The organism is Anaerobacillus sp. ABR4_321, from assembly GCF_056158505.1.
Window position 1 is genome coordinate 3,292,824 of record NZ_JBSWTK010000001.1, and the last position, 14,930, is coordinate 3,307,753.

Consider the following 14,930-nt stretch of genomic DNA (forward strand, 5'->3'; position numbering starts at 1 on the left):
CTCTTCATCCTCCCCCTATGGTTAAATCAACTTCTTATATTCTTCAACAAACGAACGAGGATCTTCTTTTATCATAAAAGAGATGACGCCTCTGTTTGTGTGGAGATAAAGAAAACCAAAGCTTTCCGATGTGAAACGATACGATACATCGAACACATCGTTCAACCGATAATACTGAGACGTGGAGCGAATGCTATCTTCATAGAGCTCTAATTCGTATTTTTCTTCTACCGTATGCTGACCGGTCCGCTCGATCTTACGAACCATCTCTATAAACGGATGAGAAGTGATAAATGTCATGTTCGTCACTGCTTTCTTTACATAATCTCAGTTACTACTATATGCCTGTTATACCATGTTTTAATCCTGCAGTAAAAATCCACTTCTACACCGTGCCCTCTAGCTCCTTCTTTTGGAACACATGTAACACGGTTTCGCTGATATAAGGGAGATTTCGCCGATAAAATTCATTTTTCGCCGATATCCACCCATGTTTCGCTGATAAAAAGCAAAAATCGCTGATATTCTTTCGTTTTTCGCCGATATGTCTGTTATTCCCTTATTTTCCGTCATTGAAAACCCACGATAAAACAAAGAAAGAGCGAATCTCGAGGATTCGCTCTCCATATATGCTTATGCTTCTAATGCTTCGACGACTTTATTTGCTGCGCTAGCACTTGATTGAGGGTTTTGCCCTGTTACGAGCTTGCCGTCACGAACTGCATAGTCAGCCCAGTTGTCTTTAGAAGTGAAATCTGCGCCCTTAAGACGGAGCGTGGATTCAAGCAAGAACGGCATCTTTTCGACTAGCTGCATCTCTTCTTCTTCAGAATCTGTAAATGCAGTCACTTGCTTACCTTGTACGAGGGGTGAGCCGTCTTTGTACGTTACATTTACGAGTCCAGCTGGACCGTGGCAAACAGCTCCGATGACCTTGTCATTCTCTGCTTGTTCCTGAAGAACGTGAAGAAGCGTTTCGCTATCTGGGAAGTCGAACATCGTACCGTGTCCACCAGGCAAGAATACTGCATCGAACTGATTCGCATCTTCATTTGATAATTGCGTTGTATTCGTTAGCTTTTCCTGCGCTTCCTCCCACTCTGCTGGGTTCTCTTCAGGAATACTGTTTGGATCCAGTTCTACTCGTCCACCTTTTATTGACGTTACCTTAATATCGTAACCTTTTTCTTTGAAGATATTGTAAGGAACTGCAAACTCTTCAAGCCAAAGGCCTGTTTTATTTTCTGCATCGATTTCTGTATGGTTCGTTACGACCATTAGTACTTTTTTACTCATTGAAATCCTCTCCTTTATCTTCTATGATCTAACCACTTTTGTATATTACCCGATGAAATAATTTTTAATCATCCGAAGTGGCTAGACTAATACAGTACCTTTGGAATGATAAAGAACATATAAAAAACATTCAAGAAAACTGCTCCGAAGACGAGTAACGTGTTTTGCTTTTTCACCTGTATGATGTACAAAACAAGCCAAATGAGCAAAAGCCCCATCGGAATCAAGCCGTACACGTTATCTGATCTTAAAACAATAACGCCGATCAACTCGAGTATCGAGTAAGGGACGATGATGATTCCAAGAATTCCGTTTATAATATGTATCCATTTCTTTTCAAGCGGCTTCAATACTAATTCTCCTTTCGCTATCCCTACTATTCTCCTTTTCTAGTATATAACAATGCGTCGCCTTCTTTGTAAAACCATTTTCTGGTCGTTCTCTGGTTAAAAGGTAGTGTTTTCCTCTTCGATTGTCGTTACATAGCGAACATTGCCGAATACCTTTCTGTGAATACAATTGCAGAAAGTGAGGAAACATGATGTTTCGTAAATCAAAAATGATCATGATGTTCGTAGTTGCTGCATTCGTAATGATGGCAACGCCCGCGCTTGCATCGGCCGAGCTTGGGGATCGAACATTAAACAAAGGAGACAGAGGTTCTGATGTTGTGGAACTTCAAAACTATCTCCTAACAAAAGGTGTGTTTCCGTATCATACGGCAACAGGGTACTATGGAGAGATCACTAAAAATGCAGTGAAAGAATTTCAAGAATCTCGTAATCTGAAAGTAGATGGCATCGCTGGACCGAACACGAACAGTAAAATCAAAGTGCTTCGCTATGGTGATATCGGAAAGCAAGTCATACATATCCAGAGTCAGCTTGAAAAAACAGGCTATCACACGTCAGGCCTTGACGGAGTTTATGGAAGCGGAACGAAATCTTCTGTGAAGAGCTTCCAAAAAGCAAAAGGGCTTACAGTCGATGGAATCGCTGGACCAAGCACCCGCTCCGCTCTTGATCAAGCTGCTTCAAAAAGTACAGCTGCAGGAAAAGAACTTACTGTAGAAAGCACAGCTTATACAGCTCATTGTGACGGCTGCTCAGGAGTAACGCGTATGGGTGTGAACTTAAAGAAATACCCTGATGCAAACCTGATCGCCGTTGACCCTGAAGTGATTCCAATGGGATCGATCGTTGAAGTAGAGGGCTACGGCCGTGCGATTGCTGCTGACACAGGCGGCGCGATCAACGGAAAGAAAATCGATGTCTTTATTGAAGATCAAGACGATGCAATGGCTTGGGGTCGTAAAGACGTGAAAATAAAAGTAATCAAGTAACCATAAACCGTACCGCTTCCTGAGATTAGGAGGCGGTACGGTTTTTTTATTACGTTAATGTTTTATGTATTACAATAGCCAAAAGAAATCACTATAGAACGCTGACACCATCACGAAGATTAAAAAGATTAGTTGACTTATCGTAAACAGGTAATCTTTTCGATTCGCTGCATACTTCCATTCCATGAAAGCTGTAAACGATTCAGAAATAATGATCAATAGAATTAATAAAAACCAAGGTTCGAGAAACCATACCCACTCTTCTCTAGCTCTTGTAATATTATAGAAGGTCCCAAAAAGGATAAGGACGATTGCTACCCCTCTCATAACCCGATCCACTTTCTTATGTGTGCCATTCACAATGGTATTGGAGTAAAGCTTCTTCTTTTCAACCTTTAGCACCCTTCCCATAATCGCATTGAAAGATGTGATTAAGAAAACTAAGATCATCAGCACAATCAGTAACTTCAGCCAAAAATATGGTTCCACGCCATACAATTAAAACCAATCCTTTCCCCCGCAAACCAGCTTATCTTCTCTTCTTATCTGGAAAATCCTGATAAGACAAGCTTATCATAGAATTTCTCTTTCATAACGATCATTCAGTATTCCATACAAACAACGCCCGGTTTCCACCGGGCGTTTTCGCTAAACTATCTTATTTTCCATACCAGTTCTTATTTGCTTCGATTTGGTCGTCATGTTCTTGATCCCAGTAGTCGACGCTATAAGCATAATCGTAGTTCATAATGCACTTGATGCCGCTTCCTTGCGGGTCATGACCTAGGCCATAGTTATGAGAGAATTCATGCTGAGCTGCATGCCATGTGTTTTCTGCACCTTGGTCAAGGTTTACTGAAACTGCACTCTGATATGGGTCGTTGGAGTACACATATGCGATTCCACCAGAGTTAAAGTTCGCATCACGCGTGAAGCCTACTAAGAAATCTTCTCCATTTCCATTCCAGTCTCGGTCAAGGTCTTGAAGAATTTCAGAAGCGTTCGCACCTTCTGAGTTCCATTGTGCGAAAGTCTTCACTTGAAAATCAATATCGTGGTCACGAGTAAATCCGTTATCTGCGTTTTCAATAATGTTTTGAGTATACGTTTGCCAGTCACTGTGTGCTGCACGGTATTCTTCGTCAGCTGCAACGATGACCGTTACGACGCGCGTTCCGTTATCTCCTGAACCCGTATCGCCATCGTCGTCAGATCCACCTCCACCGCCGCCACAGAACAAGCAGATAAGCTCTCCTTCTTTCTTGTTCTTAGCAACATTTTTATCTTCTTTCTTTTGTTTCACGTTCTTTTTGATTTTCTTTTCTCCGATTTTCTCGCCTTGCTCGTTCACGATCTCTGCAACGGAATCATTCTCTACTTCAGCAGCTTCAGCGAATTCTTTTTTCCCTTTGTTCTTCGCTTTTGGAAGTGATTCGATCATGACTTTATTTCCTGCAGAATCGATCGTAGTTTCCCCTTCATGCGCATCATGTGTTGAAAACCCTGGCGCGATCGCTAGCGTAAGTGCTAGAGATAGTGCAACAAACCCTTTACGTTTCATGTGATGTTTCCCCCAAGTTTTTTTATTTTAAATTCGAACAACTATTAATCTAGCACAACTAAACACACGATTTCAGGGGGCTATTGGTCGAATCTAACAAGTTTCTGTCTAAGAACAAGGAACTGTTTTTTTGATATAAAATGTTAATAAAATTACCTCATTAACGAAAAAAACTCTCCTAATGGGGAGAGTTTTTGTTTAACTACCGCTATGTTTGCCGCGCTGCTGGAGCTTTATGAGTCTATAGGTATGGGTAGCGATCACCTTTAGAACGGCATAGGTCGGAATGGCTAGAATGAGTCCGAGAAACCCAGCTAGACTACTAGCAACGAGTAATAATAAAATGATCGTCAGAGGATGAATATCGAGTCTTCTCCCCATCACCTGAGGTGAGATCAAATTACTCTCAATTTGTTGTATCACGATGACACCTAAGACGACGTAAAGCGCAGTTAATGGAGATTGAATAAATCCGACGATCACACCTGGGGCTGTCCCGATGATCGGACCAATAAACGGTACAACGTTTAAGAATAGCGCTATGAATGCTAGGATCAGCGCATAGTCGAGGCCGATGATCACATACCAGATATAGACAAACGTTCCGATAAATAGGCTTACGATCAGCTGCCCTTGAATGAACCCACTGAGTGCATCATCCATATCCTCAAGAATCTTCGCACCTTCCTTGCGATGAGCACGAGGCACAACGCGTAACAAAGAAGGCATAAGCTTTTTTCCATCCTTCAACATGTAATAGAGGATAAAAGGTAGAAGGACAATTCCTATTACAACATCCGTCACGATGGTTAAGAACGATAGTAAGTAGTTACCGAACGATGAACTGATCTCTCCGATCGATCCAGATATCCGTTCTGTCAATCCATCGACCGACACCATCTCACTCTGTAAAAGGTTCGCTATGTAAGGATTGCTTTCCCACTCTGTTAGTGCGTCTTGAAGGTCTGCGACAAGTGCAGGCGCACCTTGAGCAAGACTATTAAACTGCTCTGTCAGTATGGGTCCGATGCTCAGCACGAGACCTGTAATCCCACCAGCAAGAGCGAGATATACGATCAATATTCCAAGCGGTCTCGGAATCTTCCCCTTTTCTAGTAAAGCGATGATTGGGCGCAATAAATAGTAGAACACTCCAGCAGCAATGATAGGGAATGCGAGTGTCGTAATTAAAATCCCGATCGGCCGAAATAGGAATTCGATTTTACTTCCGACCCATATCACTGTAAAAATCAATAGAAGCCATATGAGGAAACGAAACAAACGCGACCGTTCAATCATAACCATCCCTCACTTTCCTTTGTTAAATTTGATGATCCCTTTTCGATATAATCTGATGACCGTTTCTACGATCCATGCTGGCACTTTCTTCGGAAAATAAGAATTGCAGTAAATCGTATCGTACGCTGTCTTCAAATCATCCCAATGGCTGCATTCTTTCGTCTGGCGAAAACGAACAACGTCGATCACACGCACTTCTCCATTTTTAAGCAACATAACGTTTTGAAGATGTGTATCACTTGGATTCAACCCTTTCATTCTAGCGTAATTGAGGGCTTCATCAACGACCTCCACCATTTCCCTAGTGATTTCGACCCCTTCGATCAAGCAATCATAGAACGTGATGCCATCCAAATATTCCAGAATGAGATAGCCCTCCCCAACTTCGTAGAGCTTCGGATAGTAGACGTCATTATCAAGTTCTTTATAAATTTCTGCTTCTTGAACTGCTAGGTTATGAAATTCAGGATAAAAGACTTTCACTACCTTCTCTTCACCAGAAAGTTTAAATACCGCTGCACTCCTCCCTTTCCCTATCGGATGGAGTCCGTCTGGATACGCAACGATGGATGCCCCTTCAAAACGAATGCTGTTAACGAGATCGACTGCTGTTGTCATAGGGTCTCTTCCTCTCCTGATCCTGCCGTTATCTCTATTATATACGAAAGAACCACTACCACTATGGTAACGGTTCACGAGCAGTACCATATACATTTCTTACGATTTTTCTATACTAAAAGTTTCATAGCTAGAATGAGTCTCCTGTCATAATCTCCATGAAATATCGATAAAAGTTGAAATAGTCCAGTTTTATCGCAACGTTTTGTACCGGCCTACCATCAAATTCTTCCTGCTCAAAACTTTGCCTGAAATCACCGATACTGAGTCCTCGTGCCACACCATCGATTTCAACCGCAACTGGCGTCTCAAAAAACGTAAACAATTCGGGATGAACAACCGCCATGATCGTTGCCGCATCATGAACTGGTGATCCGCCTAAACCAGGTACCTTTTTCTGATAAAATTCAAAGTAGTAGTAATCAAGAAGTGGCTTGATCAACTCAGACTTGCCTTTCGAATCGATATAATCGACCATCCCAGGCGTAATGATCGCGCTTTGTGTCACGTTTAACGGAAAAAGATTCACATTTTGAGCGTATCGCATCACGATGTTCGCTGCGACCGGATCTGCATGGAAATTGGCCTCTGCACTCGGTGTCACATTACCAGGTACATTAAACGCACCACCCATTACGTAAAAAGCATTGATTCTCTCCATCTTCTCAGGATACAACAAAAACAGCGTCGCAAGTGACGTCATTCTCCCGACGTTCACGATTACGAGATCATCATACTTTTCGATTAACGGAATCACCTGAAAAAAGTTTTCCAGCGGTGGAGAATGAATCGTTGGTGGTGTGATGGGCCCGAGTCCTTCTGGTCCATGAACGTCGGGATAGAAAACAGGAACTTCACCGGTCATAGGTTTTTCGGCACCACCCATCACGGGAATGTCCGTACGCCCTACTTCCTTTAAAAGGTAACGAACGTTATTCGCAGTTTGTTGTTTCGGAACATTACCATAACAGGCAACGATCCCAATCACATCGATTTCACTCGATAAGTGAGCATATAGAAGTGCAATTGTATCATCGATCCCTACGTCTCCAAAAAACAGTACCTTCTGACCCATAGATCCACCTCATCCAATTTCATCCTTATGGGAATTTATTCAATGAGATTGGCATATAGACGTATTCGAAAAGAATCATAGAACCGGAGCCTTGTAAAACCTGCTTAGTCATTACATTCATACAAGAAAAAGAGCAGTTCTCACCTACTGCTCTTTCACAAAAATCGTTAGCTCATTGTGCAAGGCTTTCGCGCTGAACGGAAGGGGAAAGCCTTCATCTCCATCGATGTTTACGACGAGGTCCACCGAGGATTTTACTTCAAGGTTTGAAGCTGGGAAATACTCGATCTGCTCGTTACTCTGCAGCTTGCCATTGAAGAGGTCTGGAATCAGTTTGATCACATGCGGAATCGAAAGTTTCTTAAGAATGAACACATGAAAATACCCATCGTTCACTTCAGCATGTGATGCGAACGACTCGATGCCACCAACTGAATTCGTTAACGCTACAAGCATCAGATAACCTTCACCGCGCCACTCTTTGTCATCGTATGTAACCTTGAGATCAAAAGGTGTTTTGTCTCTGAGCGCTTTTCCTCCTTCGATGAAATAAGCGAGTGGACCAAAACGTGACTTTTCTTCAGGTGTTACATCATACACCGCTTCAGCAATGGCTCCGACAGCAAGAACGTTCATGAAATATTGATCGTTGATCTTTCCGATATCGACCGATTTCGTATGACGATCTCTTAAGATGTCGAGAGCTTTTTCCGGCTGCATCGGTATGCCGAGTGCTCTCGCAAAATCATTGACCGTTCCAAGTGGGATAAATCCAAAGTCAGGTCTGTCTTCTCTTTCAGCAAGGCCATTGATACTTTCATTGATCGTCCCGTCTCCACCTAGGGAAATGAGCGTTTGGTATGGTCCTTCACACGCTTCCACCGCAAACCTTGTGGCGTCTCCTTCTTTCTCAGTAAAACGTACGGTCACCTCATCGTGATTCTCTTTCAATATCGCTACAACTTCTTCTTCAAATTCCACTGCCTTCTCTTTACCTGAAGAAGGATTCACGATCAACATCGCTTTTTTCATACAACATCCCCATTTCTCTTACTAATTGATAGGTAGAAAGCTATGGTTCTTTTCCCATTATGGAAATTGATGAAACAACGTGATCAAGGAGTATCGATCATCTTATATGAAACCTTCTCTTTCCTTCATCCGTATACGTAATGTACCTCACAATTGAAAGGATGATCTCATTGTTTAAAAAGGTTGCCTCAGACGTATTAGGACTAAGTGATGTAGGAAGTGTCATCAAACCTGCTGATTACGACAAGGTAGATGCAGATGATTACGTACTTCACGAAGATGGAGAAAAGATTTATTTCTTGATTAAATCGAAAGCTGATGAATATTGCTTCACAAATCTCGCTTTAATTCATGTCGATGGTAAGAGCGCAACGAGCAGCAAGCGTACGTTAAGACGCTATGAATACAGCCACAACACGTTCAAGAACGTAGCTCTTGAAACAGCTGGTACAGTCGATCTTGACGTTGAAATCAAGTTTCAGCTAGGGAATGAAGTGTTTTCAATCGATGTACATAAGAAGTTTATTGAGGAGCTGAAAGATCTCTATAAGTCTCTCATCCGAATCGCTGAACTATCTAGAGAAAACGAAACGTATCACGAATTCTCAAGAAAAAGTCTAGATTTAGCTTCCTCTACTTTGACGAGTATGCGCCACAGCAACACAAACCTTCATGAAGAGTTTAAGCAGATCAACGAGATTGCATTCAACTGGCTCGAACAATCAAAGAAACAATACACGATTAAAGACTTTGGAGATGTGTTTGAACGCTACATCAACAATTAATGAACAATGGGTCAGGCAATACGCCTGACCCTTTATCTTTGACTTTCTAACGTCAATCCTTCTCTCGCTAGTGCAAAATGAATACCGTGACGTAACGTTGAAAAACAAGTAAGTCCTTCAAGTTCTGCCCGTGATTGAACAACTTGTATACTAAGCTTAGGGGAGATCCCTACCAACAAGCATGTTACGCCTAATAATTCTGACGCTTTTACCATGCTATGCAGTAAGTCGATGGTCACGTTATCGACATCATTTATTCCTGTTAAATCGAGAATAAGCGTATTCGCTTTGTAGTCTGGAAGCTGTTTAAGCGTTTTTGTCATCAACTCATCGATTCGAGTTTCATCGTATTTCCCTATGAGTGGAATGACGAGAATATGATCCAATACCGGAATGATCGGTGCCGAAATCTCCTTGATCATCTGCTGCAGCTCATTGGTACGCTCTGATACTTTTTTCTCTAGGTCCACAAGTTCAAGCCGCTTTTTCTCCTGAATCATATCCGTGATGTGTTCTTTAGGCGTTATGGATGATGGCGCGAATTCATACTCTGAATAGCTGTCGCCTTTAATTTGGCTTTTCCTAACGTTATACCAAACTTTCTCTTTGAACAAGCCGCTGAAAACTCCTGCCCAATGTCCTGGAATAAACGTTCCTTCCTCATGTTTCCCTTGTTCTCTATTAACCTTGTATTCCCAGCTGTTCTTCACACGAACAATAGCTTTGTTTCTTGCTTGGTCAACGTCAAGTATCGTCGTAATGCCCCAACCAGCTGTTTTGTAAGTATTAGGTAAACTACTTACGATGAGCTCAATATCCCCAATCGATTCATGATAGAAATCGCTTACGATTTCTCCGGTTCGATAGCCTGCCGTTTCTAACACGAGTGCTGCCTCGTCTTCCCCTGCTATTTCTTCAATGGAATCCAGAAAAACTTTAAACGCGGTATTGATCCAGAAGATTAATGCCCCATCTCCTTCATACGTAAAACTTCCTTCGTCTGTATCCCACTCGAACTTCGAGCCGTTCACATCTAGATAGTGGTGATTCGTGCTTAAATCATTCCCCATCGGTAAACCTCCTAAAATGGGGTCAGGCACGCGCCTGACCCCATTGATATGCATATCCAGAGAAATAAACATCTTCATTATCTTTAAATGTATAAACAACTTCTTCTTGCTCAGGATGAAAGTAGACAATTAGATAGTCTCCACTCTGATCTTTCATACGCTTACCACAATTATACAATGGATACTCGTTAATTTGTAGAGAATCGCAATTTAATTCTGTCCTGATCCACTCCATCACCGCTTCATTCTCATCCATAACTTCCCCCTAAGATGTAGCTTATTAACACTACGTTTCCACATATCGGAGGTTCCAAAACCATTAATTGTTAGATTTCAATTTCCTTTGCGTCTGGATCGAGGTTGTGTACTTTTTGTAAGTAATGAGTGATATTCTTCTCGACTTCTTGTGGGCATTCAAAACCTAACTCATTAGCGACGTGTCTACAAAGATCCATGAAAAGGTCATTCATATTGAAAAGCGCGTTCCAATTATCCTCAATATCTGCCCCTGCATACGTTTCCTCAAGCTTTTCCCACGTTTCAGAATCAAGATAGCGCTTAAACCAGCGCCCGCATTTATTAGGGTTAACTTCCCAGTTAAACTGGACCCCTAATGACCATTCAAGAATTCTTTGTAAGTAGTTAAACCGCATCACATTGTCGAGCATGTATTTTGCAAAAAAAAGTTCATCACGCCACAAGCTTTTGGCCACATACGTCGTGTCCCACCAATAGCTATTGACGAGTTCTTGAAATTCATCTTGTGTCGGCTTTTTCACCTGAAATGCTTTGTTACTAGGCGTCACCATATCCTCAACGATCTGATCTTTATCTAATAAAACCTTATAACCCAGGTCATAGTGAGGTGGCAGTTCTTGTAACTGTGCGATTTCTTTTAAAGTCGCTGTACTTGAGATTTGGAAATCGATCCGAGTACCATCCATATACATGACGAGCCTCGTCACCCACCCATCACTTTCTCTTGGGACTAGCGGGACAGTCGTCAAACGATCACCAAACCGATTCAGCCATGTGTCATCTTCTAGGAACCGGTCCAAGCTGTCTGTAAATACTTCGATATCATAATCTGTAAACACATCGCGAAATGCATGCGGATTTGCACGAGAGCTCGTCATCAATAACGCTCGAACATGTTCATCTGCGGTTCCCCATTCCATCAAGTCCATCAACATTCTTTTTTGATCCTTCACTTCTGCTTCACCCGCTCCCTTATTCTTTTGTCTGCCATTATGTATAAAAAATCCGAAGCTTCATGCTTCGGATCTTTTATTTAAATTTAAAACAGTACTCCAGCGATCGCTCCAAGCACTCCTAAAATGATGATTAGAATCACCCAGAAGATCGCAAAGATAACAATGATCCAACCAATAAGCTTTCTGCCTGTTTGGATAAAATAAATACCAAGTACGAGCGGACCAATAATCAATCCCAAAATCGCCCAAAGAATAGCGCTTTTATCTCGTTTTTTTGCATCAACATATAAATAAATAGCGATCACGATATTAATTAATAAACTAAATGACAGTTCCATGTCCTCACCTCACTTCTCTGTTGGTAAAATGATACCCTATTGAATTTTTAAATAAACAGAATAAATCCTTATCTTAAACATTCACCAAAAGCGTATCGTAAGCAAACGACACGTTCTTTCCTTCTAGTTTAAGCTTTTCTTCCACTTTTACTAAATCATCGTATCCCAAGCGGTCTGGTTCTTCTATATGCGTAAACACAACCTGCTTCACATTTAACTTCCCAATAATCTCCAACGTTTGTTCAAACGTTGCTTCTTCAGAAAGAACAGGGTGCTCTTCTAAGATTTGTCTCTCACCTGTTAATGGATTGAACTCAAACACGCCTGATGGAACAACTGCGAGATCAAGTTCTCCTAAGTCTGGTGGATTCCAGCTATATAGCTCGTCTGGGGCAATCAAGACCCTTTTATCTCCTTCAAATAAAAAGGCATACACATAATCCTCTGATAAACGGAATGGTGTGATCGTCACCCCATTTTGTGTGATCGATTCACCATCCGTAAGATGATGAATTGCTATGTAGTTTTGACTTTCAAAGAAGGAAAGGTGCTCACCGGAACCTAATCTCGTATTAAAATCGATGCCTACTTGTTCAGGTAAATACACATCCATCGTCGTTCCATTCGGTGGGTAGTTGATCCAATCTGCATTCATCGTCTCTAGTACCCTTCTTCCCATCACATGGTCAGGATGCCAGTGAGAATACAAAACACCATCGATCTTCTGAACGGATGAGCGATTCAATTGCATGTAGCTATCTTCTGGTGTATCGATCAAGACGTTCGGACCATGAATAAAAACACTTGGGCCAGACCTACTATATGGAACTCCCTTCTCTCTCGCTTCATTACATACATGACAATGACAAAGCGGACGCGGTGCAGCCATCGCTCCGCCTGTTCCTAAGAACTCGATCTTCATAACTCCACTCCTCTCTTGCAATAAGTCTACAGAAGTTCGTTATGGAAAAAAAGAGAAATAGTAGTAAAGTTTTACTTAAAATACACAACGGATTCCTCAGTTTAGTTCTCACTGTCGGTGGAAGATTTGCTATAGAATCACTTAAAGGAGGATGTTAGCTCTATGCCTGAAACTGAAACGACTTACCAACTGCCAAGGATTGGTTCACCAGCACCTGCCTTTACAGCAACAAGTACACATGGAAAGATTTCTCTTGAAGACTATAAAGACAAGTGGTTCATTCTCTTTTCTCACCCTGCAGACTTTACACCTGTTTGCACGACTGAGTTCGTCGCTTTTCAGGAGGTTTATCCTGAGCTTCGAGACTATGGAGTCGAGCTTATCGGATTGAGCGTTGACAGCGTATCTTCTCACCTCGCATGGATCCGAAACATCGAGAAGAATTTTAACAAAGAGATCGAGTTTCCAGTCATCGCCGACCTTGACCGAGAAGTCGCAACAAAATACGGCATGATCATGCCTGGAGAGAGTCAAACTGAAACGAGTCGAGCAGTCTTCGTCGTCGATGATAAGCAGGTCGTCAGGTCGATCATCTATTATCCGTTAACAACCGGGAGAAACATGAAGGAAATTTTGAGACTCGTGAAAGCATTAAAAACAACGGATGATAAAGGAGTCCCGACTCCTGCAAATTGGGAACCTGGAGATAAGGTACTCGTCTCTCCACCTAAAACGGTTAAAGCGATGAACGAACGGAAGATGGATCCAAACCTCGAGTGCATCGACTGGTACCTTTGTCAAAAAGAACTGAAAGAATAACAGGTGCACGGCTGCTCAAATGAGCGGCCGTTTTGTATGTCCAATCCATTCCTGAAATTTCATCTTATGGCATATTCCTGCGACGATTGCACACAGTAAAGCTATATACGTAAAAAAAGCGAGGTGATGGTGATGTTCAATAAGAAAAAATCTTTTCATAAACGAATCGAGAACATAAAGCAGACGTTCGGACAACCTGATGACTTAATCATTCATATTGTCCAAAAAGAATCGATTGCTATTGCCATCATCTACTTTAAAAGCCTTGTAGAACAAGATGCCTTAAAAAGGGAAATCGTCAAGAAGATCCAGCTTTCTTCCGTTGATGAAGACTTTCTAGAAAACTACATGAACGTCGTGACGTCACCCGCTTCACTTAAGGAGCAAGACGAAATATTGGATGACCTTTTAGAAGGAATGGCCGTTGTGATCGTGAGTCATTCAGATGCATACGTGATGTGTGATGTTGCATCGACTGAAGGAAGAGATATCGTCCCTTCAGAAACTGAGATCAACATTAGAGGTCCTCATGAAGCATTTACTGAAAGACTCGATAAGAACCTTGGTTTACTTCGCATGCGTCTAAGAAACCCTAAACTACGGTTAGTCACTTTCCATATAGGAAACGTGACAAAAACAAAAATAGTTGTGAGCTATATAGAAGGTACAGCTCCTTCAGAAATTGTGGAAGAAGTATTCAGTAGACTTAATCAAATCGATATTGATATCGTTCTTGAATCCCAGATGATTGAAGAATCGATCGTAGATAAACAAATATCGCTTTTCCCAACCATTTCAAATACAGAACTTCCTGCAAAAGCAGCTTCTAGACTCATCGAAGGGCGAGTTGCAATTCTCACGGAAGGGACTCCATTCGTACTAACTGTCCCTTCTCTTTTTACCGAGTTCTTTCAAGCCCCAGAAGATTATTATCAGCGCTGGGACATTGCATCGCTGCTTCGATTGTTGCGGTTTACAACGTTCATATGGGGCACACTTGTACCAGGGCTATTTGTAGCACTCACAACCTATCACCAAGAAATGATCCCCGGGCATCTCTTATATAGCTTTGCAGCACAGCGTGAGGGTCTTCCTTATCCATCCCTCGTGGAAGTTCTCATTATGGAGTTTATCTTTGAAGTGCTCCGTGAGGCTGGGGTTCGGATGCCTGTTGCGATCGGTTCTGCCATTTCGATCGTTGGAGCACTTGTCCTAGGTCAGGCAGCGGTACAAGCAGGCTTAATTTCTGCTGCGGTTGTTATTGTCGTGTCACTCACAGCCGTCGCAAACTTTGTTAGTCCTGCATACAACTTCGGTGTCACTGGAAGAATACTTCGATTCGGTTTCCTTTTAGCAGGCGGATTTCTGGGATTTTATGGCATGTTCTTCTTGTTTTTGATCGTCCTGATCCACGCTGCTTCCCTTCAATCATTTGGAGTATCATACCTCACACCTTTTGCACCAATAAACTTGCGTGATTTACAAGATACGTTCGTACGTTTACCTAGTAACTGGGTAAAAAACCAACTACCTAAAGGAATCGAAAGAAAGGAGTAGGA

Annotated in this window: 18 protein-coding genes; 4 read left to right on the forward strand and 14 right to left on the reverse strand. The window is 42.0% G+C overall.

What is annotated here, in order from left to right:
- Window positions 1-21 precede the first annotated feature (21 nt).
- The 3 genes from ACXADT_RS17150 to ACXADT_RS17160 form a co-directional block, all read right to left on the reverse strand.
- Entirely contained in the window at window positions 22-300 is a 279-nt protein-coding gene (locus ACXADT_RS17150) for a hypothetical protein (protein ID WP_270181463.1), read from the reverse strand.
- Window positions 301-633: 333 nt separating this feature from the next.
- On the reverse strand, window positions 634-1,296 hold the full coding sequence (locus ACXADT_RS17155; protein ID WP_270181462.1) for a type 1 glutamine amidotransferase domain-containing protein: 663 nt from the start codon (window positions 1,294-1,296) through the stop codon (window positions 634-636).
- 86 nt (window positions 1,297-1,382) lie between these two features.
- Window positions 1,383-1,646, reverse strand: coding sequence for a hypothetical protein (locus ACXADT_RS17160; protein ID WP_474832033.1), 264 nt, complete (start codon window positions 1,644-1,646; stop codon window positions 1,383-1,385).
- Window positions 1,647-1,837: 191 nt separating this feature from the next.
- On the opposite strand from ACXADT_RS17160, the gene ACXADT_RS17165 reads away from it, so the two are divergent.
- Window positions 1,838-2,638 (forward strand): peptidoglycan-binding protein, encoded by an 801-nt coding sequence (locus ACXADT_RS17165; RefSeq protein WP_474832034.1) that lies wholly within the window; start codon window positions 1,838-1,840, stop codon window positions 2,636-2,638.
- Between the two features lie 69 nt (window positions 2,639-2,707).
- On the opposite strand, the gene ACXADT_RS17170 is transcribed toward ACXADT_RS17165, so the two are convergent.
- The 6 genes from ACXADT_RS17170 to ACXADT_RS17195 all read right to left on the reverse strand — a co-directional run bounded on the left by ACXADT_RS17170 (window position 2,708) and on the right by ACXADT_RS17195 (window position 8,223).
- Window positions 2,708-3,127 carry a DUF4181 domain-containing protein gene (locus ACXADT_RS17170; RefSeq protein WP_474834571.1) on the reverse strand — a complete coding sequence of 140 codons (420 nt, stop codon included), beginning with the start codon at window positions 3,125-3,127 and terminating at the stop codon, window positions 2,708-2,710.
- A 169-nt stretch (window positions 3,128-3,296) separates the two neighbouring features.
- Window positions 3,297-4,199: a zinc-dependent metalloprotease gene (locus ACXADT_RS17175; RefSeq protein WP_474832035.1), complete on the reverse strand. Its 903-nt coding sequence runs from the start codon at window positions 4,197-4,199 to the stop codon at window positions 3,297-3,299.
- A 198-nt stretch (window positions 4,200-4,397) separates the two neighbouring features.
- A complete protein-coding gene (locus tag ACXADT_RS17180) occupies window positions 4,398-5,498 on the reverse strand; it encodes an AI-2E family transporter (protein ID WP_474832036.1) in 1,101 nt (366 codons plus the stop codon).
- A 9-nt stretch (window positions 5,499-5,507) separates the two neighbouring features.
- The gene (locus ACXADT_RS17185) at window positions 5,508-6,116 is read right to left on the reverse strand and encodes a serine/threonine protein kinase (RefSeq protein WP_474832038.1); all 609 of its coding nucleotides are present in this window, start codon (window positions 6,114-6,116) and stop codon (window positions 5,508-5,510) included.
- A gap of 130 nt (window positions 6,117-6,246) precedes the next feature.
- On the reverse strand, window positions 6,247-7,191 hold the full coding sequence (locus tag ACXADT_RS17190) for a nucleoside hydrolase (RefSeq protein ID WP_474832039.1): 945 nt from the start codon (window positions 7,189-7,191) through the stop codon (window positions 6,247-6,249).
- Window positions 7,192-7,335: 144 nt separating this feature from the next.
- Entirely contained in the window at window positions 7,336-8,223 is an 888-nt protein-coding gene (locus ACXADT_RS17195) for a diacylglycerol/lipid kinase family protein (protein ID WP_474812595.1), read from the reverse strand.
- Window positions 8,224-8,393: 170 nt separating this feature from the next.
- Here ACXADT_RS17195 and ACXADT_RS17200 point away from each other — a divergent pair, with 170 nt between their 5' ends.
- Window positions 8,394-9,008: a PH domain-containing protein gene (locus tag ACXADT_RS17200; RefSeq protein WP_270181454.1), complete on the forward strand. Its 615-nt coding sequence runs from the start codon at window positions 8,394-8,396 to the stop codon at window positions 9,006-9,008.
- A gap of 32 nt (window positions 9,009-9,040) precedes the next feature.
- Here the strand turns inward: ACXADT_RS17200 and ACXADT_RS17205 are convergent, their stop codons facing one another.
- The 5 genes from ACXADT_RS17205 to ACXADT_RS17225 all read right to left on the reverse strand — a co-directional run bounded on the left by ACXADT_RS17205 (window position 9,041) and on the right by ACXADT_RS17225 (window position 12,552).
- The gene (locus ACXADT_RS17205) at window positions 9,041-10,078 is read right to left on the reverse strand and encodes an STAS domain-containing protein (protein ID WP_474832041.1); all 1,038 of its coding nucleotides are present in this window, start codon (window positions 10,076-10,078) and stop codon (window positions 9,041-9,043) included.
- Between the two features lie 22 nt (window positions 10,079-10,100).
- Window positions 10,101-10,334, reverse strand: a complete 234-nt coding sequence (locus ACXADT_RS17210) for a hypothetical protein (RefSeq protein WP_270181452.1) — start codon at window positions 10,332-10,334, stop codon at window positions 10,101-10,103.
- Window positions 10,335-10,404: 70 nt separating this feature from the next.
- Window positions 10,405-11,289: an aminoglycoside 6-adenylyltransferase gene (locus ACXADT_RS17215; RefSeq protein ID WP_474832042.1), complete on the reverse strand. Its 885-nt coding sequence runs from the start codon at window positions 11,287-11,289 to the stop codon at window positions 10,405-10,407.
- A gap of 86 nt (window positions 11,290-11,375) precedes the next feature.
- Entirely contained in the window at window positions 11,376-11,630 is a 255-nt protein-coding gene (locus ACXADT_RS17220; RefSeq protein ID WP_270181450.1) for a hypothetical protein, read from the reverse strand.
- A 73-nt stretch (window positions 11,631-11,703) separates the two neighbouring features.
- A complete protein-coding gene (locus tag ACXADT_RS17225; protein WP_474832044.1) occupies window positions 11,704-12,552 on the reverse strand; it encodes an MBL fold metallo-hydrolase in 849 nt (282 codons plus the stop codon).
- Between the two features lie 162 nt (window positions 12,553-12,714).
- Here ACXADT_RS17225 and ACXADT_RS17230 point away from each other — a divergent pair, with 162 nt between their 5' ends.
- On the forward strand, window positions 12,715-13,371 hold the full coding sequence (locus ACXADT_RS17230) for a peroxiredoxin (RefSeq protein ID WP_474832045.1): 657 nt from the start codon (window positions 12,715-12,717) through the stop codon (window positions 13,369-13,371).
- Between the two features lie 132 nt (window positions 13,372-13,503).
- Window positions 13,504-14,928, forward strand: a complete 1,425-nt coding sequence (locus ACXADT_RS17235; RefSeq protein WP_474832046.1) for a spore germination protein — start codon at window positions 13,504-13,506, stop codon at window positions 14,926-14,928.
- Window positions 14,929-14,930 lie beyond the last annotated feature (2 nt).

What these genes read in the sequence shown, in the direction of transcription:
- ACXADT_RS17150 (WP_270181463.1), bottom strand. Translation starts at nt 300, where the DNA reads ATGACATTTATCACTTCTCATCCGTTTATAGAGATGGTTCGTAAGATC.
- ACXADT_RS17155 (WP_270181462.1), bottom strand. Translation starts at nt 1,296, where the DNA reads ATGAGTAAAAAAGTACTAATGGTCGTAACGAACCATACAGAAATCGAT.
- ACXADT_RS17165 (WP_474832034.1), top strand. Translation starts at nt 1,838, where the DNA reads ATGTTTCGTAAATCAAAAATGATCATGATGTTCGTAGTTGCTGCATTC.
- ACXADT_RS17175 (WP_474832035.1), bottom strand. Translation starts at nt 4,199, where the DNA reads ATGAAACGTAAAGGGTTTGTTGCACTATCTCTAGCACTTACGCTAGCG.
- ACXADT_RS17180 (WP_474832036.1), bottom strand. Translation starts at nt 5,498, where the DNA reads ATGATTGAACGGTCGCGTTTGTTTCGTTTCCTCATATGGCTTCTATTG.
- ACXADT_RS17185 (WP_474832038.1), bottom strand. Translation starts at nt 6,116, where the DNA reads ATGACAACAGCAGTCGATCTCGTTAACAGCATTCGTTTTGAAGGGGCA.
- ACXADT_RS17190 (WP_474832039.1), bottom strand. Translation starts at nt 7,191, where the DNA reads ATGGGTCAGAAGGTACTGTTTTTTGGAGACGTAGGGATCGATGATACA.
- ACXADT_RS17195 (WP_474812595.1), bottom strand. Translation starts at nt 8,223, where the DNA reads ATGAAAAAAGCGATGTTGATCGTGAATCCTTCTTCAGGTAAAGAGAAG.
- ACXADT_RS17205 (WP_474832041.1), bottom strand. Translation starts at nt 10,078, where the DNA reads ATGGGGAATGATTTAAGCACGAATCACCACTATCTAGATGTGAACGGC.
- ACXADT_RS17210 (WP_270181452.1), bottom strand. Translation starts at nt 10,334, where the DNA reads ATGGATGAGAATGAAGCGGTGATGGAGTGGATCAGGACAGAATTAAAT.
- ACXADT_RS17220 (WP_270181450.1), bottom strand. Translation starts at nt 11,630, where the DNA reads ATGGAACTGTCATTTAGTTTATTAATTAATATCGTGATCGCTATTTAT.
- ACXADT_RS17225 (WP_474832044.1), bottom strand. Translation starts at nt 12,552, where the DNA reads ATGAAGATCGAGTTCTTAGGAACAGGCGGAGCGATGGCTGCACCGCGT.
- ACXADT_RS17230 (WP_474832045.1), top strand. Translation starts at nt 12,715, where the DNA reads ATGCCTGAAACTGAAACGACTTACCAACTGCCAAGGATTGGTTCACCA.
- ACXADT_RS17235 (WP_474832046.1), top strand. Translation starts at nt 13,504, where the DNA reads ATGTTCAATAAGAAAAAATCTTTTCATAAACGAATCGAGAACATAAAG.